The 20,103-nt window shown below is 72.1% G+C and carries 21 protein-coding genes; 10 read left to right on the plus strand and 11 right to left on the minus strand.

Translation table 11 applies throughout. The features are described 5' to 3' along the window. Positions 1-43 precede the first annotated feature (43 nt). On the minus strand, positions 44-262 hold the full coding sequence (locus tag KILIM_RS01785; protein ID WP_006590895.1) for a hypothetical protein: 219 nt from the start codon (positions 260-262) through the stop codon (positions 44-46). 83 nt (positions 263-345) lie between these two features. Between KILIM_RS01785 and KILIM_RS01790 the strand changes: the two genes are divergently transcribed. Then, entirely contained in the window at positions 346-1,272 is a 927-nt protein-coding gene (locus KILIM_RS01790; RefSeq protein WP_006590896.1) for a LysR substrate-binding domain-containing protein, read from the plus strand. Positions 1,273-1,302: 30 nt separating this feature from the next. Here the strand turns inward: KILIM_RS01790 and nadC are convergent, their stop codons facing one another. From nadC to KILIM_RS01815, 5 genes are all read right to left on the minus strand, one after another. Then, positions 1,303-2,190 (minus strand): carboxylating nicotinate-nucleotide diphosphorylase, encoded by an 888-nt coding sequence (nadC, locus tag KILIM_RS01795; protein ID WP_006590897.1) that lies wholly within the window; start codon positions 2,188-2,190, stop codon positions 1,303-1,305. Further along, positions 2,187-3,800 (minus strand): L-aspartate oxidase, encoded by a 1,614-nt coding sequence (locus KILIM_RS01800; RefSeq protein WP_006590898.1) that lies wholly within the window; start codon positions 3,798-3,800, stop codon positions 2,187-2,189. Before KILIM_RS01800 ends, nadC begins: the two co-directional genes overlap by 4 nt. Then, positions 3,797-4,792, minus strand: a complete 996-nt coding sequence (gene nadA, locus KILIM_RS01805; protein ID WP_006590899.1) for a quinolinate synthase NadA — start codon at positions 4,790-4,792, stop codon at positions 3,797-3,799. Before nadA ends, KILIM_RS01800 begins: the two co-directional genes overlap by 4 nt. A 121-nt stretch (positions 4,793-4,913) precedes the next feature. After that, positions 4,914-5,885 (minus strand): NUDIX hydrolase, encoded by a 972-nt coding sequence (locus KILIM_RS01810; RefSeq protein ID WP_255247587.1) that lies wholly within the window; start codon positions 5,883-5,885, stop codon positions 4,914-4,916. Positions 5,886-5,887: 2 nt separating this feature from the next. After that, positions 5,888-6,814, minus strand: coding sequence for a DUF3097 family protein (locus KILIM_RS01815; RefSeq protein ID WP_051988592.1), 927 nt, complete (start codon positions 6,812-6,814; stop codon positions 5,888-5,890). 31 nt (positions 6,815-6,845) lie between these two features. Between KILIM_RS01815 and hrcA the strand changes: the two genes are divergently transcribed. Genes hrcA through KILIM_RS01830 form a run of 3 tightly spaced genes read left to right on the plus strand, consistent with a single transcriptional unit; the run spans position 6,846 to position 9,823 of the window. Continuing rightward, the gene (hrcA, locus tag KILIM_RS01820) at positions 6,846-7,913 is read left to right on the plus strand and encodes a heat-inducible transcriptional repressor HrcA (protein WP_006590902.1); all 1,068 of its coding nucleotides are present in this window, start codon (positions 6,846-6,848) and stop codon (positions 7,911-7,913) included. A 37-nt stretch (positions 7,914-7,950) separates the two neighbouring features. Then, the gene (gene dnaJ / locus KILIM_RS01825; RefSeq protein WP_006590903.1) at positions 7,951-9,078 is read left to right on the plus strand and encodes a molecular chaperone DnaJ; all 1,128 of its coding nucleotides are present in this window, start codon (positions 7,951-7,953) and stop codon (positions 9,076-9,078) included. Between the two features lie 10 nt (positions 9,079-9,088). After that, complete coding sequence (locus KILIM_RS01830; RefSeq protein WP_006590904.1) at positions 9,089-9,823, plus strand: 16S rRNA (uracil(1498)-N(3))-methyltransferase; 735 nt, start codon at positions 9,089-9,091, stop codon at positions 9,821-9,823. A 113-nt stretch (positions 9,824-9,936) separates the two neighbouring features. On the opposite strand, the gene KILIM_RS01835 is transcribed toward KILIM_RS01830, so the two are convergent. From KILIM_RS01835 to KILIM_RS01845, 3 genes are read right to left on the minus strand one after another with little or no spacing between them, the layout of a single operon-like run. Further along, positions 9,937-10,371 carry a type II toxin-antitoxin system VapC family toxin gene (locus KILIM_RS01835; protein ID WP_051988593.1) on the minus strand — a complete coding sequence of 145 codons (435 nt, stop codon included), beginning with the start codon at positions 10,369-10,371 and terminating at the stop codon, positions 9,937-9,939. Further along, entirely contained in the window at positions 10,371-10,598 is a 228-nt protein-coding gene (locus KILIM_RS01840) for a hypothetical protein (RefSeq protein ID WP_006590906.1), read from the minus strand. The genes KILIM_RS01835 and KILIM_RS01840 overlap by 1 nt, the downstream gene beginning before the upstream one ends. Before the next feature lie 9 nt (positions 10,599-10,607). Then, positions 10,608-11,810 (minus strand): hypothetical protein, encoded by a 1,203-nt coding sequence (locus KILIM_RS01845; RefSeq protein WP_006590907.1) that lies wholly within the window; start codon positions 11,808-11,810, stop codon positions 10,608-10,610. A gap of 128 nt (positions 11,811-11,938) precedes the next feature. Here KILIM_RS01845 and KILIM_RS01850 point away from each other — a divergent pair, with 128 nt between their 5' ends. From KILIM_RS01850 to KILIM_RS01875, 6 genes are all read left to right on the plus strand, one after another. Further along, the gene (locus tag KILIM_RS01850) at positions 11,939-12,784 is read left to right on the plus strand and encodes a pentapeptide repeat-containing protein (protein ID WP_006590908.1); all 846 of its coding nucleotides are present in this window, start codon (positions 11,939-11,941) and stop codon (positions 12,782-12,784) included. 172 nt (positions 12,785-12,956) lie between these two features. Continuing rightward, positions 12,957-13,883, plus strand: a complete 927-nt coding sequence (locus tag KILIM_RS01855; protein WP_006590909.1) for a hypothetical protein — start codon at positions 12,957-12,959, stop codon at positions 13,881-13,883. A gap of 277 nt (positions 13,884-14,160) precedes the next feature. Beyond that, positions 14,161-15,249, plus strand: coding sequence for a PhoH family protein (locus KILIM_RS01860; RefSeq protein ID WP_006590910.1), 1,089 nt, complete (start codon positions 14,161-14,163; stop codon positions 15,247-15,249). Beyond that, positions 15,246-15,707: an rRNA maturation RNase YbeY gene (ybeY, locus tag KILIM_RS01865; RefSeq protein WP_006590911.1), complete on the plus strand. Its 462-nt coding sequence runs from the start codon at positions 15,246-15,248 to the stop codon at positions 15,705-15,707. The genes KILIM_RS01860 and ybeY overlap by 4 nt, the downstream gene beginning before the upstream one ends. Further along, complete coding sequence (gene era / locus KILIM_RS01870; RefSeq protein ID WP_006590912.1) at positions 15,704-16,651, plus strand: GTPase Era; 948 nt, start codon at positions 15,704-15,706, stop codon at positions 16,649-16,651. Before ybeY ends, era begins: the two co-directional genes overlap by 4 nt. A gap of 152 nt (positions 16,652-16,803) precedes the next feature. Further along, positions 16,804-17,232 carry a hypothetical protein gene (locus tag KILIM_RS01875; RefSeq protein ID WP_006590913.1) on the plus strand — a complete coding sequence of 143 codons (429 nt, stop codon included), beginning with the start codon at positions 16,804-16,806 and terminating at the stop codon, positions 17,230-17,232. 52 nt (positions 17,233-17,284) lie between these two features. On the opposite strand, the gene KILIM_RS01880 is transcribed toward KILIM_RS01875, so the two are convergent. Together KILIM_RS01880 and KILIM_RS01885 are read right to left on the minus strand one after the other, a co-directional pair. Next, positions 17,285-18,550 carry an NAD(P)/FAD-dependent oxidoreductase gene (locus KILIM_RS01880; RefSeq protein WP_006590914.1) on the minus strand — a complete coding sequence of 422 codons (1,266 nt, stop codon included), beginning with the start codon at positions 18,548-18,550 and terminating at the stop codon, positions 17,285-17,287. Positions 18,551-18,603: 53 nt separating this feature from the next. Next, positions 18,604-19,980 (minus strand): cryptochrome/photolyase family protein, encoded by a 1,377-nt coding sequence (locus tag KILIM_RS01885; protein ID WP_006590915.1) that lies wholly within the window; start codon positions 19,978-19,980, stop codon positions 18,604-18,606. Positions 19,981-20,103 lie beyond the last annotated feature (123 nt).

Genomic DNA, 20,103 nt, shown 5'->3' on the forward strand with positions numbered 1-20,103 from the left:
GTTCAACGGAACGGCTCAGCCGAAGCGGCTCAGTGGAAGCGGCTCAGTGGAACTGGAGCCGCAGCTGCGGGAGCACGGGCAGGCTGCCCGTGGCGACGGTGGCGTACCCGGTGAGCTCGGCGCGGGCGGTGGTGGGCACGCTGGCCGGCAGCACGACCATGGCGCTGCTGGCGCTGGCCGGGTAGGCGGTGATCTCGCGGGCCAGAGCGCGGTCCTGCTCGGTGGCGGCGAGAGCGGCGAAGGCCTTGCGGAGAATGTTCATGCCTCTATAGTTCACGCGAGTGCTGGCATGCGTCCAATGCTGTTTTGGCAAGAAACCTATGACGTAGAGTCATAGATGTGGATGTGCAGGCGTTGCGATGGTTTCAACAGGTGGCCGACGGGTTCACGCTCACCGAGATCAGCGACCTGGAGATGGTGTCGCAGCCGGGCATCTCGCGGGCCCTGAGTCGGCTGGAGGACGAGGTCGGCACCCCCCTGCTGCGTCGCTCGGGTCGGGTGCTGCGGTGCACCCAGGCCGGGGCGGCGTTCAAGCGGCACGTGGACTCGATGATGCACAGCCTCGACGACGGCCTGGCCGCCGTCGAGCAACTGCTCGATCCCGAGCACGGCCTCATCACCGTGAGTTTCGAGGCGGACCTGGGCACGTGGCTGCTGCCGGACCTCGTCGGCAGCTTCGGGCAGGCGCAGCCGGGGGTGCAGTTCGATCTGCGCGCCAAGGCCGCCGAGGCCACCACGAGCCTGGGTCCGGGCAGCGACGTCGATGTCGAGCTGTCGACGCTGCCGGCCGCGCGCGGCGATGTGCGGGGCCACCCTTTGGCCTCGGAGCCGCTGCGTCTGCTCGTGCCGCACCGGCACCGCCTCGCCGGACGCTCGGCGACGGCGCTGGTGGCTGCGGCCGACGAGCGTTTCGTGTTGCCGCGACCGCACTCGCGGCTGCGAGCTGTGACCGAGGAGCTGTGTGTGCGTGCGGGATTCGACCTGCAGCCGGTGCTGGTGGCCGACGATCTGGCGACGATGCGCGGCTATGTGGCGGCCGGGCTTGGGGTGGCCATTGTGCCGACGCTGTGGGACAACACGGCTGAGCCCGGTACCGGTCGGGTGCGCTACCTGGAGTTGACCGACGAGGCCGCCACCCGCACGGTCTGGGTCTCGTGGTCGACCTCGCGGCGGCTCCTCGCCTCCGCGCAGCTGTTCGCCGAACACGCCGTGGCGCGGGCGCGAGCGGGCCGGCTGCCCGCGCCCGTGCCGGTGGCGGCTCCGGGCCGCTAGGTGCCTCGGGCGGGATGCTGCGCGCCTGACCTAGCGCCCGGGGTTGGGGCCTGCGGCCCCGGTTGGCCGGTAGTCCAGGCCGATGTCGAGCACCGGGGCGCTGTGGGTGATCCAGCCCGCGGAGATGAGGTCGACCCCGGCCCGCGCGATCGGCCCGGCCGTCGCGGGGGTGATGCGGCCCGAGGCCTCGGTGACGCAGCGGCCGTCGACGAGCGCGACCGCCTCCGCCAGCAGCGCCGGGGTCATGTTGTCAAGCAGCACCGCGTCGACCCGTAGGCCCGACTCGCGGGCGGCGAGCACCGCGCGCAACTGGTCGAGGGTGTCGACCTCGATCTCGACCTTGACGAGGTGTCCGACCCGCTCTGCGACGCCGGAGAGTGCCTGCGTGACGCCGCCGGCGAACGCGAGGTGGTTGTCCTTGATGAGCACCGCGTCGTCGAGGCCGAACCGGTGATTGCTACCGCCACCGGCCCGCACCGCCTCCTTCTCCAGGGCCCGCAGGCCGGGGGTCGTCTTGCGGGTGCAGCAGATGCGGGCGTGCGTGCCGGCGACGGCCGCGACGAGGCCGGCGGTCGCGGTGGCCACCCCGCTCAGGTGTCCCAGGAGGTTGAGGGCGACTCGTTCGCCGGTGAGCAGCGTGCCCGCGGGGCCGTGGATCAGGGCGATCTCGTCGCCGGGGGCGACGGTGCTGCCGTCGGGGCGCAGAGCCTCGACGCGCACCTCGTCGTCGAGTAGGCGCCACGCCAGGGTCGCCGCGGGCAGGCCCGCGATGACGCCCGGATCGCGGGCCACGAGCGCCACGGATCCGGTCAGCCCGGCGGGCACGGTCGCCTCGGTCGTCAGATCGCCCGCGCGGCCCAGGTCTTCGAGCAGGGCGGCGCGCACGATCGGCTCGACGACGACCCTCGGCAGACTCACGACGCGCTCCCGACGAGCCCGACGAGCCCGGCGAACCCGGTGCCGAGCTCGGCCGCGTCATGGAGGTCGCCCAGGTCGACGTACGTGTGCTGGGCCGGGCCGGCCTCGGGGTGGTCGGTGCGCTGGTGCGCGCCGCGGCTCTCGGTGCGGCGCAGCGCCGCGACGGTCAGCAGGTAGGCGACCAGGCGCGCGTCGTCGTGCTCCGCGCCCTCCCGCAGCCGTGCCGCGGCGGCCAGCAGGCTCGGTCCGTCGCGCAACACCCCCGCCGCCTCTTCGAGGAGCCCCCGGTCGGAGGCGGAGGGGCGGCTACGTAGGGCCGTCGCCGACACATCCGCAGACACATCCGCCAAGCCCGTGGGTGCTGGGCGGGACGGTGCGCCCGGCGCGTGGGCGGCGATATCGGCCGCCGCGTGCCCGGCCGCCGCGACCGCCTCCAGCAGGCTGTTGCTCGCCAGGCGATTCGCGCCGTGCAGACCGGTGCTGGCGACCTCGCCGACGGCCCACAGGCCCGCGACGTCGGTGCGTCCGCGGGCGTCCACGACGAGGCCGCCCATGTGATAGTGCGCGGCGGGACGCACCGGGATGCGGTCGGCGGCCGGGTCGAGGCCCGCCGCGCGGCAGGCGGCCGTGATGGTGGGAAAGCGCCGGGACATGTCGGTGCCCAGCGTGGCGGGGGTGTCGAGGTACACGCGGTGACCGGCGCGCAGCGCCGCCCAGACGCCGCGCGCGACGACATCGCGGCCGGCCAGCGGGTCGGCGAGGGCGGGGGAGCCGTCCTCCAAGACCAGCGGCACGCCCTCTCCGCGGACCGCCTCGCTGATGAGCGGCAGGCGCCCTGTCGCGGCTCCGGGCGAGGGTGCGGCCAGGGCCGTCGGGTGGAATTGCACGAGCTCCAGGTCGCGCACCCGCGCCCCGGCCCGCAGCCCGAGTGCCAGCCCGGCACCCCAGGAGTCCAGCGGGTTGGTCGTGTGCGCGAACAGCCCGCCGACCCCTCCGGTCGCCAACACCACCGCCGCAGCGAGCAGCGTCATCGGGCCCAGCGCGCCGGTCGCCTGAACGCCCACAACAGTGTGTGAAGCGTCGGTGAGCAGGCGGGTCACGTGCACTCCCGCGCGGACCTGGATGCCAGGGTGCGCGCGGGCCGCTGCGACGGCGGCTCGGGTCACCTCGGCGCCGGTGCCGTCGCCGGCCGCGTGCACGATCCGGTGCCGGCCGTGCGCCCCTTCCAGTCCGAGTCGCAGGGTGCCCGCGTCGTCGCTGTCGAACGTGGCACCCCACCGCTGCAGCTGGGCCACGACGCCCGGGGCGGCCGCGGTGATCCGCCGCGCGACGCATCCGTCGACGAGGCCGCCGCCGGCACGCACCGTGTCGCGTGCGTGCAGTCGCGGGTGATCGTCGGCGCCCAGGGCCGCGGCGATCCCGCCCTGGGCGAGCTCGCTGCTCGTTCCCGCGCCGGGAGTCGACGGGCACAGTACCGTGACCGGAATTCCGCGCTCGGCGAGCTCGAGCGCCGTCGCCAGGCCGGCCAGTCCGGCACCGACGACGAGCGCCCCGGGGACGAACTCGCGGCAGACCTCGCGGCGGGTCGCGGCGTGGGCCGGCTGCCTCATCGGATCGCCAGCATCTTCTCGACGGCCTCGCGCGCCCGCGCCGCGACCGACTCATCGATGGTCACCTCGGCGGTCATCGTCTCCAGCGAGCGGCGGATCTTGACCAGCGTGCTGCGCTTCATGTGCGGGCACATCGCGCAGGGGCGCACCATGCGCACGTCCGGGTGCAGCGCGGCGAGGTTGTCGCTCATCGAGCATTCGGTGATGAGCGCCAGCGTGGCCGGCTGGCGCTGCTCGACGTAGGCCTGCATCTGTGCGGTCGAACCGGCCAGATCGGCCTCCGCCACGACCTCCGGGGGGCATTCGGGGTGCGCGAGGACGACGACGCCCGGGTTCTCCTCGCGGATCGTGCGGATGTCGGCGGGGGTGAACCGCTCGTGCACCTCGCAGTGTCCGGGCCAGGTGATGACCTCGACGCCGGTCTGGGCGGCGATGTTCTGGGCGAGGTACTCGTCGGGGATCATGATGACCCGCTCGACGCCCAGGCTCTCGATGACCTTGACGGCGTTGCCGGAGGTGCAGCAGATGTCGCTCTCGGCCTTCACGTCGGCGCTCGTGTTGACGTAGGTGACGACCGGCACGCCCGGGTGGGCGGCCTTGAGGGCGCGCACGTCGGCGGCGGTGATGCTCTCGGCGAGGCTGCACCCGGCCTCCAGGTCGGGCACGAGCACGGTCTTGCTCGGGTTGAGCAGCTTGGCGGTCTCGGCCATGAAGTGCACGCCGGCGAGCACGATGACGTCGGCGTCGACCTCCTGGGCCTCGCGGGCCAGCGCGAGAGAGTCACCGACGACGTCGGCGACGCCGTGAAAGATCTCGGGGGTCTGATAGTTGTGCGCGAGTACGACGGCGTTGCGGGTCTGCTTGAGCGCCATGATTGCGGCGGCGTCGTCGGCGAACGAGGCCTGCCACTCGACCTGCGGCACCGCGTGGCGGACGCGCTCGTAAAGGGCGTCGGTGGTGATGACGGGGCGGGGGATGGCGGTCTGGGTCACCGGAACTCCTACTGAGTCGGCGGGCACCGGAACCGGATATGTTCACGGTGAGCAATTCGAATTGCTGACAGTGAGCATAAGGGGGCGGGGTGGGACTGTCCAGCGGCGATGTGCGGGTGCGTCAGCGGCGGCGGGGGAGCGGCAGCTTGGTGCCGATGAGCTGACGGTGCGCGTGCACCTGGCGCCGGAATCGGAACAGCCGGGCCGGGCGACCTCCGGTGCTGGAGTCGACCTCGCCGGTCTCCTCGACGAGCTCTTGCTGCTGGATGAGGCGGCGGAAGTTCTGCGTGTGCACCTGCGCGCCGGCGACCGCCTCGACGCAGGCCTGCAGCTCGCCGAGGGTGAACGCATCCGGCAGCAGCTCGAAGACGACCGGGCGGTACTGGATCGTGGCGCGCAGCCGCGCCATGCCCGTGGCCAGGATGCGGCGGTGGTCGTGGGGGAGCGGCACGCCGCTGATCGCCGGATCGGCCAGGCTCGGGTCGGTCACCCAGGCGGGCTGCGCGCCGTCGAGCTCACCGCTGCGGCCGCGGGCCGCCTCCGCGACCAACCCTGCCTCCCAGAGCAATTCGTAGCGCTGCAGGCACAGGTCGGGCAGCCAGTCGGCGCCCGCGAGGCCGAACGCGATGCCGCACCGCGCCCTCCGGTCGTCGGCGGAGTCAGGGTCGGTGCCGGCCCAGTCCATGAGAGCGCCGACGAGGGCCGACCGGGCGGGGTCGCCGGCCCCCAGTCGCCGGTCCTCCCATGGAAAGTGCCGGTACCAGCCCGACCAGCCATTCTGCCGGTCGGCGCTGCGGGTCAGGCCGAGGTAGGCCACGGAGATCACGCGATGCGAGTGCGCGGCCGAGGCGTCGACGCGCTCGCTGTCGGCGAAGGTGTAGAGCTGCTCGACGTGCCCGAGCTGCAGCCCGGTCTGGGTCTCGACCCACGCCCGGGTGCCGGCCTGCAGCGACCGGTGTGCGATGCGCAGGGGCCCGGAGGGTAGCGCCGGCCCGTCGGGGGTGGAGCGCGTCAGCACCTGCGGGTCGCCCTGGCGCACGGCGACGACGACCGCGACGAGCTCGGTGCTCACGGCGTCATCGTCAGTGGTCACGGTCAGCCCTGGCCGGGTTCGGGACCCACGGTGACGAAGTCGATGAGCTCCTCGACGCGGCCGAGCAGCTCGGGCTGCAGGTCGGCGTAGGTGCGCACGGTGCCCAGAATGCGCTTCCAACCCTGCGCGACATCGGCCTGCGTTTCGTGCGGCCAGCCCAGGTGCGCCAGCACGCCGTGCTTCCACGATTGCCGCCGGTCGATGACGGGCCACCGCTGCAGGCCGAGGCGCTCGGGGCGCACCGACTGCCACACGTCGACGTAGGGGTGACCGACGATGCACACGTGCTCACCGTAGGGGCGCACGGCCCGCGCCTGCGCGACGATGCGCGACTCCTTCGAGCCGGGCACGAGGTGGTCGACCAGCACTCCCATCCGCCGCTGCGCGGTCGGGGCGAAGTCCCGGACCACCCCCGCGAGGTCATCGACGCCGTCGAGCACCTCGACGACGACGCCCTCGACGCGCAGGTCGGCGCCCCACACCTTCTCCACCAGCTCGGCGTCGTGGCGGCCCTCGACGAACAGCCGGGAGGCGGCGGCGACCCGGGCGGGGGCCGCGGCGACGGTCCGCGATCCCGAGGCCGTGCGGGACTGCGCCGCCCGCTGGGTGGCGAGCGCGGCTCGGCCGGCGGCCGTCGGGGGCGTCAGGACGACCGGGGCGCCGTCGAGCAGAAAGCCGGGACCGAGCGGAAATCCCTTGACCCGGCCGCGGCGATCCTCCAGGTGCACCACCCGCATCCCACCGGCCTTCTCGACGGCGACGACGGCTCCGCACCAGCCGGTCGAGGCGTCCTCGACGACCAGTCCGGTCTCCGCCTCCACCGAGCGGGCGCGGCTCGCCGGGCGTCCGCGATCGCCGGCGAGGGGGTCGGAATCGTAACGGGAGGCCCAAGCGTTCACTGGAGCATCGTAAACTTGGCACTCGCACATCGAGAGTGCCAACGCGCCGGAGGGAGGAACCATGACGACACAACGACGCCTGGCGGTGCTGCGCGCCATCGTGCAGGACTACGTCGACACCTCCGAGCCGGTCGGCTCGAAGTCGCTCATCGAGCGGCACGCCCTGGGGGTGTCGGCCGCGACCGTCCGCAACGACATGGCGATTCTGGAGGAGGAGGGCCTGATCACGGCCCCACACACGAGCGCCGGACGGGTGCCCACGGATGCCGGGTACCGCGCGTTCGTCGACCAGCTGGGCACGTTGCGGCCGCTCAGTCCCGCGCAGCGGACCGCCATCCAGCGCTTTCTGGAGGGCGCCGTCGACCTCGACGACGTCGTGGACCGTACCGTGCGGCTGCTCGCGTCGCTGACTCGGCAGGTCGCCGTCATGCAGTATCCGTCGCTGAGCCGCTCCAGCGTGCGGCACATCGAGTTGCTGCCGATCGGCCCGGCCCGCGCGATGGTCGTGCTCATCCTCGACACCGGGCGGGTCGAACAGCGCATCGTCGAATCCGAGGTCGACCTGGGCACGCCGGGTGCCGACGAGATGCTCAGGCGCATCCGTACCGTGTTCAACGCGCAGGCCGTGGGGCAGACCCTCGTGCAGGCGGCCGCGCGACTGGCCAGCGCCCCCGACGCCTTGGAGCCCGGCGATCGGCCCCTGGCCCGGGCGTTCATCCAGGTGCTCGATGACGCTCTCGTCGAGGAGCGGGAGGAGCGGGTCGTGCTCGCCGGCACCGCCAACCTCGCGCGCTTCGACACCGACTTCCCGATGATCGGGCCGGTGCTGGAGGCGTTGGAGGAGCACATGGTGCTGCTCAACCTCTTCGGGGCGCTGGCGGCCGACCCCAGCGTCGACCCGCTGGTCGCCGCCTCGCTGGCTCGCCACGGCGGGCTCGCGGTGACCATCGGGCACGAGAATCCGCACGCCGGACTCGCCGCGACGTCGGTCATCTCCACGGGCTACGGTGCCGGAGACGATGTCGTCGCGGGCCTTGGCGTGCTCGGACCCACCCGAATGGACTACGCCGGGACGATGGCCTCGGTGCGTGCCGTCGCCCGCTACGTCTCCCGGCTGCTCGAATCATGACCGACCGCAAGAATCTGGCCATACAAAGGACCGCTTCGTGAACGACTACTACGCCGACCTCGGCGTCTCCCGCGACGCATCGCTGGAGGAGATCAAGCGCGCTTACCGGCGCAAGGCCCGCAAGCTGCACCCGGACGTCAACCCCGGTCCGGAGGCGGAGGCGGAGTTCAAGCGGGTCTCGCAGGCCTACGACGTGCTCTCGGACCCGACGAAGAAGCGCTCGTTCGACGCCGGCGCCGATCCCTACGCCGGCGCCACCGACGGCTTCGGCGCGGGCTTCTCGTTCAGCGACATCATGGACGCCTTCTTCGGTGGAGCCGCGGCCGGCGCCACCCGCGGGCCGCGGTCGCGGCGCCAGCGCGGGCAGGACGCCCTGTTGCGGCTCGACATCGACCTGTCGACCGCCGTCTTCGGCGGCGACGAGGAGGTCACCGTCGACACGGCCGCGGTCTGTGACACCTGCCACGGCGAGGGCGCGCAGCCCGGCACGGGCACCCGCACCTGTGATGCCTGCGGGGGAGCCGGCGAAGTGCAGCAGGTGCAGCGCTCGTTCCTGGGGCAGGTGCTCACCTCCCGGCCGTGCTCCTCATGCCAGGGCTACGGCTCGATCATCGTCAGCCCGTGCTTCGAGTGCTCGGGCCAGGGTCGGGTGCGCACGCGCCGCAACCTGACGTTGAAGGTGCCGGCGGGCGTCGACACCGGCACCCGCATCCAGCTCGCGGGAGAGGGCGAGGTCGGCCCGGGCGGCGGCCCGCACGGCGACCTGTACGTCGAGATTCTGGTGCGCCCGCACGAGACCTTCCAGCGGCGCGGCGACGACCTGCACTGCGTGCTGGAGCTGCCGATGACCGCCGCCGCCCTGGGTACGACGATCCCGGTCGACACCCTCGACGGGGTGGAGTCGATCGAGGTGCGCCCGGGCGCCCAGTCCGGTGAGGTGCACACGCTGCGCGGGCGCGGGGTCACGCACCTGCGCGGCAGCGGGCGCGGCGACCTCATCGCCCAGCTCAAGATCACCACTCCGACCCGGCTCACCGGCGCGCAGGAGGACCTGCTGCGACAGCTCGCGGCGATGCGCGGCGAGGAGAAGCCGACGGGCAACCTGAGCCACGTCGAGAACGCGGGTCTGTTCGGCAAGCTGCGCGACGCCTTCCGCGGCAAGTAGCCCCCGCGTCGTGACCGCGGCCCTGTACTACGTCGCGCCGGGCGCGCTCGATGGCCTCGGCGTCGGCGGCTTGCTCGTGCTCGACGGCGACGAGGGGCATCACGCGGCCCGGGTCAAGCGGGCGCGGGTCGGGGAGGAGCTGCTCGTCGCCGACACGGTGGGCATGGTCGCCCACTGTTGTGTGGAGTCGCTCGGGCCCGGGTCGGTGTCGTTGCGGGTGGTCTCCGTGGGGCTCGTCGAGGTGGGCGGGCCGCGGTTCGTGCTCGTGCAGGCGTTGGCCAAGGGTGGTCGCGACGAGCAGGCGATCGAGACGGCGACCGAGTTGGGCGTCGACGCGGTCGTGGCCTGGCAGGCCGACCGGAGCATCGTGCGCTGGTCGGGCAAGGAGGCCAAGGCGCTGGCCAAGTGGGCCGGGGTGCTGCGGGCCGCGGGCAAGCAGTCGCGCCGGGCCGTGGTGCCGGCTGTTTCGGGCCCGGTGACGACAGCCCAGCTCGCGCAATTGCTGCGGGGTGCTGCGGCCTTCGTGTTGCACGAGGAGGCGTCGGAGCGGCTCGTCGCGCAGGAGTTGCCCGCCGAGGGTGATGTCTACCTCGTCGTCGGCCCCGAGGGCGGCATCGCCCCGGCCGAACTCACTGCGTTGAGCGACGCCGGAGCCCTCCCCGTACGCCTGGGCTCCGAGGTGCTGCGCTCCTCCAGCGCCGGCCCCGCCGCGCTGGCCGTCCTGGCCGCCCGCACCCGCTGGTAGGTGCGCGCGCAGCCACCCGGGCGGCAAGCCCGCAGTCGACGGTCGCGCTCCCTGCCCAGGGTTGCGGTCGCAACAGCACCGGTCGGCAGGAAGCGCGACGGTCGGCGGGGGGCCTACAGCGGCAGGACCGTGACGTCGTGCCCCTCAAGGAGGAGTTCGAAGTCGTCCGGGTCCGCCGTGACGACCACCGCGGGTGCGCGCTCGACCGCCACGGCGGCGATCATGGCGTCCACGGTCAGGTCGCGCTTCTTGCGCCGCCGCACGGCTGCCTGGCGCAGGGCTCCCGCTCGGGCTGCTGTTCGAGGAGGCAGGTCGACCAGGGGCAAGCGCTTGACGACGTGCCACACCGCCGCATCACGATCGGCCCCCGTCATGACCTCGGCCAACACGACGGTCGGGACGATCACCCGCTGGTCGGCGCGGCGGGCTGCCTCCAGGAGTTCCGCCATCCCGGCAGCCTTGCGCGCCGCCGCAGCCAGCGCTTCGGAGTCAAGGACGACAGTGCGGGCAGGTTGAGGGCGGGCCGGTGCTGAGGGCGTCGGTGCCATCACCGCAGCGCATCACCGAAACGCGCCACGGCGCCCTCATCCAGAGGCCCGTTGGCCTCGACGAGGTCCGCGACCAGATCAGCCAAATCGTCGCGCTCAAGTTGCCGACGCAAGGCCTCAGTGGCGTACGACGACTGCTGGCCGCGCGGCACCCGCGCTTGCACCTGGTCGAGCACGCCCGCCTCGATGGTCCAGCTCACCTTGCGGTAGACGATGTCGGCACCCATCCTCCGATCCTACCGCTGATGCGATTGGCGCGCTCTGACGGGTTGGAGGTCGCTGTCGGCCACCTCGCGGATCGGGGTGGCGGGGAAGGCCAAGCGCGGCTCGCCGGTCTGACTCTTGGGCAGGTAGATGGCTGCCCGCTGACCGGGCCGCGCGGTGTCGGCCAGCCACACCTGCGCGCTGGTGCGGCGGCCGGGGAACTCGTGCAGCAGGGTCCATCCCCACAGTTGATGGGCGCCGCTGCTGGGGTCGCGCACCAGGAGGGTGACCGCCGCCCTCGGGTCCAACGGTCCGCGGTCGGACCGATCGACCAGGACCGCAGCTCGCAGTCCCGGGGCCTTCAGCAGCCGCCAGGCGGTGACCAGTCGAGGCACCCCGCGGCTGGCAAGTTGGGCCGTCAGCATGAGGAACGCTGCCGCGCTCCCGTAGAACGATGGCGTTGCGGTCGCCGCGAGCGTCAGGCCGCCAAGGGTGAATGCCGTCATCCCGGCCAGGCCGAGGGCCCAGTAGAAGATCGTGGCCCGCGCCCGGCGTCGCGCCCCGGCCAGCACCTGGTCCGGCGCGCTGCCCTCCTGCTCGACCGACAGCGGTTTCGGGGTGGGTTGGGGCAGCGGCTTCGTCAGTGGCCACAGCACCTGCGGACGGTCGCCGTCGGCAGCGAGTTGCACGAGCGGAGTGTGTTGCTCTCGATCAAGGTCCGCGTCGACCCACACCCGCGCGCCCACCTCCGGTGCAGACTGCCCCGGCAACAGGAGCCAGCCCCAGCGTTGACTGCCGGATGGCTCCGGCTCCGGCTCCGGCCTCGTGGAGTCGCTTGTCGAGCCCCGCGCGGTGCTCGTGGAGCTCTGCGCGGGCCATGGCGTCGCGACCTCGACGGCGACCTCCTCGGCGCCGGCGTGGACGACGACGGCCGGGGCGAGTGCCCGGATGGTGCGACGCCCGGTGCCTCCGGTGGCCAGCCAGGGGGATCGCCGTTCGCCGCCGAGGATGAGCAGGGCGAACAGGATCGCTGCCGCCACGAACATGACCCCCGGCTGCCCTGGCCCGTAGGGCGGCGGGATGACCGAGTAGAGGGGGACAGCGATGAGCGCGGCGAAGAGCCCCCAGCCGAGCCGCCGCTGCCAGCGCAACCGCCGTTGCTGCACCCGCACTACCTGGAGGGCGCGCTCGGCCTGCTCGTGGTGGGTATCGAAAGAAGTCCGGGCGGCTGTCACGGATGCCCCCTGTATGGCTCGGGCCGGTCCCACGGTCCCGATCAAGCGTAACGCGCCTGGTCAAGGGCGGGACCAGGCGCATTGGGTCTCTCGGCCGTGGCTGCACCTGGCCGTAGACTCGGGCCGCCATGACAGACGACCCCCACGTCTCCCGCTCCGGGCAGCCGGGAGGCTCGACCCGCGCGGCCCTGCAGGCCGACTGCCGCAGCTGCTTCGGGTTGTGCTGCGTGGCACTGCCATTTGCCCGCTCAGCCGACTTCGCCGTCGACAAGCCGGCCGGGCGGCCGTGCGCGCACCTGCAGGCGGACCACGGCTGCGGCATCCACGCCGAGCTGCGCGTCAGGGGTTACCGGGGCTGCACGGTGTTCGACTGCTTCGGCGCGGGGCAGCAGGTGTCGCAGGTGACGTTCGGCGGGCACGACTGGCGGGAGTCGGCGGCCACGGCGCGCGCCATGTTCGCCGTCTTCCCCGTCATGCGGCAGGTGCACGAGCTGCTCTGGTACCTCGCCGAGGCGCTCGACCTCCCGGCGTCCAGCGCCATCCACACACAACTGCGGGCAATGCAGGGGCGCATCGAGGCCCTGACTCGGGGCAGTGCGGAGGCGATCGTCGGGCTCGACGTGAACGCGCTACGCGCCGAGGTCGGCCCGCTGCTGTCGCAGGCCAGCGAACTCGCCCGATCCCAGGTCCCGGGTCGGAAGCAGGATCGCCGCGGTGCCGACCTCATCGGCAAGAAGCTGACCGGTGCCGCGCTTCGCGGCGCGAGCCTGCGCGGCGCCCTGCTCGTCGGCGCGGACTTCACCGGCGCCGACCTGCGGGATTCCGACCTGCTCGGCGCGGACCTGCGCGGCGCCACGTTGAACGGGGCCGACCTGCGCGGCGCCCTCTTCCTCATCCAGGCCCAGCTCGACTCGGCGAACGGCGACGCCGGGACCGTGCTGCCTCCTACCCGCACTCGGCCCGCCCACTGGTAGCCGCCCGCACCCCCGCGGAGCCCGAACACCGATCCAAGACGGACGATTGCTTCGGCCCCGATATATCCGGCCGATGAGGGGGCTGCCGCCGATGGATCGGCGACCGGGCGACGACGCCTGACTGCAGCCGGGTTTCGCAGATGCGCTCCCGGCAGGACGGAAGGACCCATCCATGTCGAAGTACCGTGGCGCCCTGGCAGCAGGATTCGCGGCCCTCGCGCTCGTCGTGGGCGTGGGGGGCGCCGCAGTCGCCGCCCCAGCCCCGACGGCGCCAGCAGCCAAAGCTGGATCGCTCCCGGAGTCGTGCATGGTCACGATCGGCGAGACGACGAGGGAGTCCTACTTCTACGAGAACAAGGTGTCGTTGTGGTCTCCTGTCGCGCTGCCGAAGGGCGGCGCGCGGTTTGCAGAGTTCCGCAGCCCACGAGATGACGAGAGCATCCACTATCTCGCGGTCACCTCGGCCGGATTGGTGTACGACAGCTCGGTGAGCGTCGGCGTGTTCGGCGACTGGGGCAACCTCAAAATGCTCGATCGGCGCCTGGAGCCGGCCGGCAGCACCATCCGCGGGATCGTCGACCTCGAGGTGGGCACGGAGGAACTCGACGACGGCGAGCGTCGCGCCGCGAAGACCGCCTATGCCGTCACTGCTGACGGCAAGCTGCACGCGATTCCGATGTCGTTCGTCAAGGGACGTGTGCGTCTGGGAGCGCCCGTCACGCTCACCGCCAAGGGACTCTCGGGTCTGCGCGGCATCGAATCGCAGGGCGGCTACTGGGCCAACGGCAAGGTCAACAAGCACCTCCTCCTCGGGCACACCAAGGACGGTCGACTCGTCGAACTGACCGTCACCCGGGGCGCGAAGAAGCCCACGCTGAGCTACAAGGTCGTGGCCAAAGGCTGGCAGAACGTCTCGGCGCTGGCTCTCGGCTGGTGCCACGACGAGAACCTCAAGGCTACGACGGTCATCGTGTCCGTCCACTCCGACAAACGCGTCACGGCGCGACTCGACCCGGTGTGGAACGACGCCTCGCTCAAGGGGGCCAAGACCATCCAGCTTGCGCCATGGAAGCACGGCTCACCCAGCAACCTCTTCTAAGGGCTCGTCTCGACCGGGGTGCGACGGCGGAACGACCGGCGAAGCAGACCTGACGACGCTGGGCGCGACTCGGCCCGGTCCCCTCGCGGAGAGGGCCGGGTCGAGTGTGTTGCGGGCGATCGGCCAGCTTGTCGCCTCCGGACAGGTTCCGGTCGGCTTCGGGCACCGGATCTTACGAGGCGCAGCCCCTGCGGTACCGGATCGCGGGGGTCTACGCCGGCGTGCGGCCGCCCGGCGACTGAGTGCTGTCGGTGGCCGGACGTAGACTTCGAGCACGATGACTGAGAACCCCCGCACGCCCCCTCCAACCCTGGCCGACGGCGCTGCCGCGGCCACCGAGCCGCCGCCGACCGATGGCTCAGGTCGACGCAAGATCATCGTGCCGCCGCAGGTGCAGATGGTCACGCTGCTCGGCCCGCACGACGAGTTGCTGCGCACGATCGAGCGGGCGCTGCCGGCCCTCGACGTGCTGGCCCGGGGCAACGAGCTGCACCTGACCGGCACTCCTGAAGATCTCGACCTCGCGGAGCGGCTCGTCGACGAGTTGATCGTCATCGTCGCCGCCGGTCAGACCCTCAACCGGGATGCCGTGGAGCGGTCCGTGCGGATGCTGCGCGACCGGGAGCGCGAGCGCCCGGCCGACGTGCTGACGACGAACATCCTCTCCAACCGCGGCCGCACCATCCGCCCCAAGACGCTGAACCAGAAGCGGTACGTCGACGCCATCGACGCGCACACGATCGTGTTCGGCATCGGGCCCGCGGGCACCGGAAAGACGTACCTGGCGATGGCCAAGGCCGTGCAGGCGTTGCAGGCCAAGCAGGTCAACCGCATCATCCTGACCCGCCCGGCGGTCGAGGCCGGCGAGCGCTTGGGCTTTCTGCCGGGCACCCTCAACGAGAAGATCGACCCTTATCTGCGGCCGCTGTACGACGCGCTGCACGACATGGTCGACCCTGACTCGATTCCGCGGCTCATGGCGGCTGGGACGATCGAGGTGGCGCCGCTGGCGTACATGCGCGGACGTTCGCTGAACGACGCGTTCATCATTCTCGACGAGGCGCAGAACACCTCGCCCGAGCAGATGAAGATGTTTCTGACGCGGCTCGGGTTCGGGTCCAAGATCGTCGTCACCGGCGACATCACGCAGGTCGACCTGCCCGGCGACACCCAGTCGGGGCTGCGCGTGGTGCAGGACATCCTCAGCGACGTCGACGACATCCACTTCTCCTACCTGACCGCGCACGACGTCGTGCGTCACCGGCTCGTCGGTGCGATCGTCGATGCCTACGGGCGGTGGGACTCGACCCATCCGGCCCCCGGCAATCGGGAGCAGCGACGCAGGATCCAACGGAGGCCGTCGTGAGCATCGAGGTTCTCAACGAGTCCGGATTCGCCTGCGAAGAGATCGAACTCGCCCAGTGCGCCCGCTACGTGCTGGACGAGATGCGCGTGCATCCGCGGGCCGAGCTGTGCATCAAACTCGTCGACGAGGCCGCGATGGAGGTGTTGCACGTGCAGTGGATGGATCTGCCGGGCCCCACCGACGTCATGAGCTTTCCGATGGACGAGCTGCGGCCCGGTCGCGACGGCGTCGAGCCCGTCGACGGCATCCTCGGCGACATCGTGTTGTGCCCCACGGTCGCGCAGGCGCAGGCCGTCGAGGCCGGGCACACCACCGCCGAAGAACTGCTGCTGCTGACGACCCACGGCATCCTGCACCTGCTCGGCTACGACCACGCCGAAGCGGAGGAGGAGAAGGAGATGTTCGAGCTGCAACGCACCCTCCTGCTGACCTTCCTCGCCAGTCGGGGACGCGGATGAGCGGGGCGGACAGCGGCTACTCGGCGTCCGACGCGACCGACTACCGGGCCGGATTCGCGTGCCTGATCGGTCGGCCCAACGCCGGCAAGTCGACGCTGACCAACGCGCTGGTGGGGGAGAAGGTCGCGATCACCTCCAGCAAGCCGCAGACGACGCGGCACACGATTCGCGGCATCCTGACCACCCCGAACGCGCAGCTCGTGCTGGTCGACACGCCCGGCCTGCACAAGCCGCGGACCCTGCTCGGTGAGCGGCTCAACGACCTCGTGCGCGAGACGCTGCTGGAGGTCGACGTCATCGGCTTCTGCCTCCCCTCCGATCAGCGCATCGGCCCCGGCGACCAGTTCATCGCCAACGAGCTCGCCGAGCTGCGCCGCGGCCGCCGCCGCCCGGTCGTCGCCATCGCCACCAAGAGCGACCTGGTCGATAAGCAGCGCCTGGCCGAACACCTCATCGCCGTCGACCAACTCGGCGCGTGGGACGCGATCGTGCCGTGCTCGGCTACCCGCGGCGACCAGGTCGAGACTGTCGCGGACGAGCTCATCGCGCACCTGCCGATCTCCCCGCAGCTCTACCCCGACGGGGTGTTGACCGACGAGCCGGAGGCGGTGATGGTCGCCGAACTCGTCCGTGAGGCGGCCCTGGAGGGGGTGCGCGACGAGCTGCCGCACAGCCTGGCGGTCGTCGTCGAAGAGATGGTGCCCCGCGAGGACCGCCCCGACGACAACCCGCTGCTCGACGTGCGGGTCAACGTGTTCGTCGAACGCGACTCCCAGAAGGCCATCATCATCGGTCGCGGTGGCTCGCGGCTGCGCGAGGTCGGCACCCGCGCCCGCAAGAACATCGAGGCGCTGCTGGGGCAGCGGGTGTACCTCGACCTGCACGTCAAGGTCGCCAAGGACTGGCAGCGCGACCCCAAGCAGCTGCGGCGCCTGGGGTTCTGAGAGCGATTTCTGAGCGTCCCGTGGCTGCGGCGACGGGATTATATACGGCCAGTTCCAGGAAATAGGCGTATCGTCGAAAGAAGCGCGGGCAGTTCGTCTCGCCTGTGCGGCCCGGCGCCGCCGGGTGCGGATCGCAGCCATCGGAGGCCGTCATGTCAGACATCGCCTACAGGAGCAGGCTCACACCGGCGCGGCCGGAGCGCCACCACGACGAGCCGCAGTCGGCGGCACACCACGGCAAGGTCATGCTCATGACGCTCAACCGATCGTTCGTGGCGGAGTGCCCGCCGGGCGGCATCGAGGCCTACATGCGCACCCTCGTCGAGGTGGCCGCCCGCCAGTTGAGCGTCACCCAGACGATCGTGGCGCTCGGCCAGGGGTGGGCGCGCGACCGCATCCGGGTCGGAGCGGTGGAGACGGAGCGCCTGGCCGAGCAACTCAGCGACCCCGCCCGTGTCGGCCTCATCATCGAAGACGAGGCGGGCCACCGGCTCGTCGGGACCGACTGCGAGTTGTCCGCAGCCGTCTACGACGACGGGTACCACGAGCCCGGGGACGCGCACCGCCCGTTCTATTCGTGAGGCCCGCTGTTCAACCCCACCTTCAGGGAGTGCCGGCGGGCTGCGAACGACGTCACTGGGTCAGCCGCGCGACAACAGCGCGGGCGGTGCGCCGCCCGGAGACCAGTGCGCCCTGGATGGAGGCGGTGTCGCGGTGGTCGCCGCAGACGAACACCCCGTCGCCCAGGTCCACCTGGCGGCGGATCTGCAGCGGCGGTCGCTGCTCGGGCAGGGCGTAGGGGATCTCGTGGCGGATCAGGAGGTCCCACCCGCCGGTGTCAACGCCGAACAACGCGGCAAGCTGCTCGCGGACCGTGTTCTCCGGCAGGTCGGCGTCGGCCAGCAACGCGCTGGCCTGCACAAGGTGCTGGCCCGGCGGAGCGTAGGAGGGTGCGGCGTTGGTCATCACGCAGGCGTTGACGAGCGGTCCGGGTTGCGTGCGGGCATCCAGGTGGAGCAGCGCGCGCTGGCCCGGGTCGTCGGGGGTGGCGAACCACCAGGTCACGACGCCCTTGCCGGCGGGCACGTCGATGTCGAGCAGGTCGGCGGCGGTGGGCGGGTCGGTGGCCACGACGACCGCCCGGGCCCGCAACGCCCCGTCCTCGGTGTCGACCTGAACGCCGTCGGCACCCCGGGTGACTCCGGTGACAGGCCGGCGCAGCTCGACCGGCAGACCCGCGGCGAGCTGGTGCGGCAGCGCCGACATGCCCTGGGCCGGCACGCCGGGGGTGCCGAGCGCAAAGGCGCGCACCAGCAGCCGGGTGAAGGTCGTCGAGCTGAGCCCGCTGCGGTCCAGCAGCACCCCGGCCAGGAAGGGGTCGATGAGGTCGTGCCGCAGGAGGCCCGTGACGCCGGCCGCGTCGAGGCTGTCGCCCAGGGCGGAGTCGCGGGTGCGTAGCAGCAGGCTGACCGGGCCGAGGGCCAGGGCGCTCCACCGCGTCAGGGCGGCGGTCTCGCGGATGGTGCGCGGGTGCAGGTAGGGGCCGGTGAGCAGCGCGGACAGCGGGGAGCTGCGGAGCGCCGGTACCGCCGAGCGCAACTGCTGGGTGGAGGCTGCGAGCGTCGTCGGTCCCTCGTCGCGGCAGGCGACGACGCCGCGTTCGAAGTGGCCCAGGCCGAGGCGGCGCACGTCGACCTCGTCCTGCACGGCCGGATAGCCGGGGTTGAGCAGCTGGAAGCCGCGGTCGCAGCGGAAGTCCTCGATGACGTCGGTCCGCACCCGGCCGCCGACGTCGTCACCGGCCTCCAACACCCGCACGTCGAGCCCGGCGCGGATGAGGTGACGGGCGCAGGTCAGGCCGGCCAGTCCGGCTCCGGCGACGATGACGTCGGTGTCCATGGGCGTGCTCCTGCGAACGGTCGCGGTGGCGACGGTGAGTAGGCGGCTGCCTCTTAGTTTCCGTTGGATTGGCCGCTGGCGGCGTGGAAGCGCGCAAGGGCTTCGCGGCGCTGCTCAGCGTGATCGACGATGCGCCCCGCGTAGCCGTCGGCGTAACCGTCTGCGGTGCGCCACGGTTCGTGCGCGTCGGCGCCTGGCACGTGCCGCAGTTCCGGCACCCAGCGGCGCACGTAGTCGCCATCGGGGTCGAACCGCCGACCCTGCGTCACCGGGTTGAAGACCCGCACGTACGGGGCGGCATCCGTGCCGGTGCCGGCCGCCCACTGCCAGCCGTGATTGTTGGAGGCGATGTCGCCGTCGCGCAGGTGCTGCAGAAAGAACCTCGCGCCGTGCTGCCAGCGCAGGTGCAGGTCTTTGACGAGGAACGAAGCGGTGACCATGCGCAGGCGGTTGTGCATCCAGCCCCGCGCGAGCAGCTGGCGCATGCCGGCGTCGACGTAGGGGTAGCCGGTGCGGCCCTCGCACCAGGCCTGCCAGTGGGCCGCGGACTGCTCCTCGTGATCGGGGTCGCCGCCGAGGTCGCCGATGGGGCGAAAGTCGGACCACGCCGTGTGCGGCCGGTGCCACAGCACGTCGGCGTAGAACTCCCGCCAGATGAGTTGGTCGACGAAGCGGTGCGCGCCCTTGGTGTCGGCGGCCGGGTGGGCGGCGATGTCGGCCAGCAGCGTGCGCGGGTGCAGCGCGCCGAACTTCAGGTGCTCGGAGAGGCGGGAGGTCGCGTCGAGGTCGGGCCGGTCGCGCGCCGAGTCGTAGTCGGCCAGGCCGTCGTGGAGAAACTCCGCCCAGGTTTGTGTGGGGTCTCGGTCGGGTGCCGCCTCCCTCTCCGGTGCGACGTCGGGCTCCGGGAGGGGCTCGCTCGGCACATCCCGCAGCCACCGCACTCCGCTCGGCGTGGCTGCCGGGCCGGGGTAGCCGAGGGCGCGCCAGGCCCGGGAGAACGGGGTGAAGGCCTGGTAGGGCGTACCCGCCTGGGTGCGGATGCGGCCGGGGGAGATGGCGTAGGGGGTGCCGGTGGCGACCATCGGCACGTCCCCGAGGGCGGTCTGGACGGCCGTGCCGCGCCGCCGCCCGTACGGCGTGGACTCGCCGCTGACGTGCACACTCGTCGCGCCGACCTCCGCGACAAGCGCCGGCACTACGTGGGCGGGGTCGCCGCTGCGGACGACGAGCGCCCCGTCGTAGTCGTCGTGCACCCGAGCCAGCGCGTCGGCCAGCGCCTGCTGGCGAGCGGCCCCGGCTCCCTCCCAGAGGACGGGGTCGAGCACAAACACCGGCAGCACCCCGTCGCTTCCGGCGGCCTTCTGCGCGGCGATGAGGGCGGGCAGGTCGTCGCGACGCAGATCACGCCGCAGCCACAGAATCGCGGTCATCCGCGACCGCGCAGGTCAAGGGGCGAGCGAGGAGCGGCGCGTCGGCGGGCGGAGAGCACAGTTCACCCTAGGTCGCCGCAGCGGCGGCTGCGCGTCGGCGTATCCGAACGCATCTGTCGGGGG

Source organism: Kineosphaera limosa NBRC 100340, assembly GCF_000298215.1.
GTDB classification, from domain to species: Bacteria; Actinomycetota; Actinomycetes; order Actinomycetales; family Dermatophilaceae; genus Kineosphaera; species Kineosphaera limosa.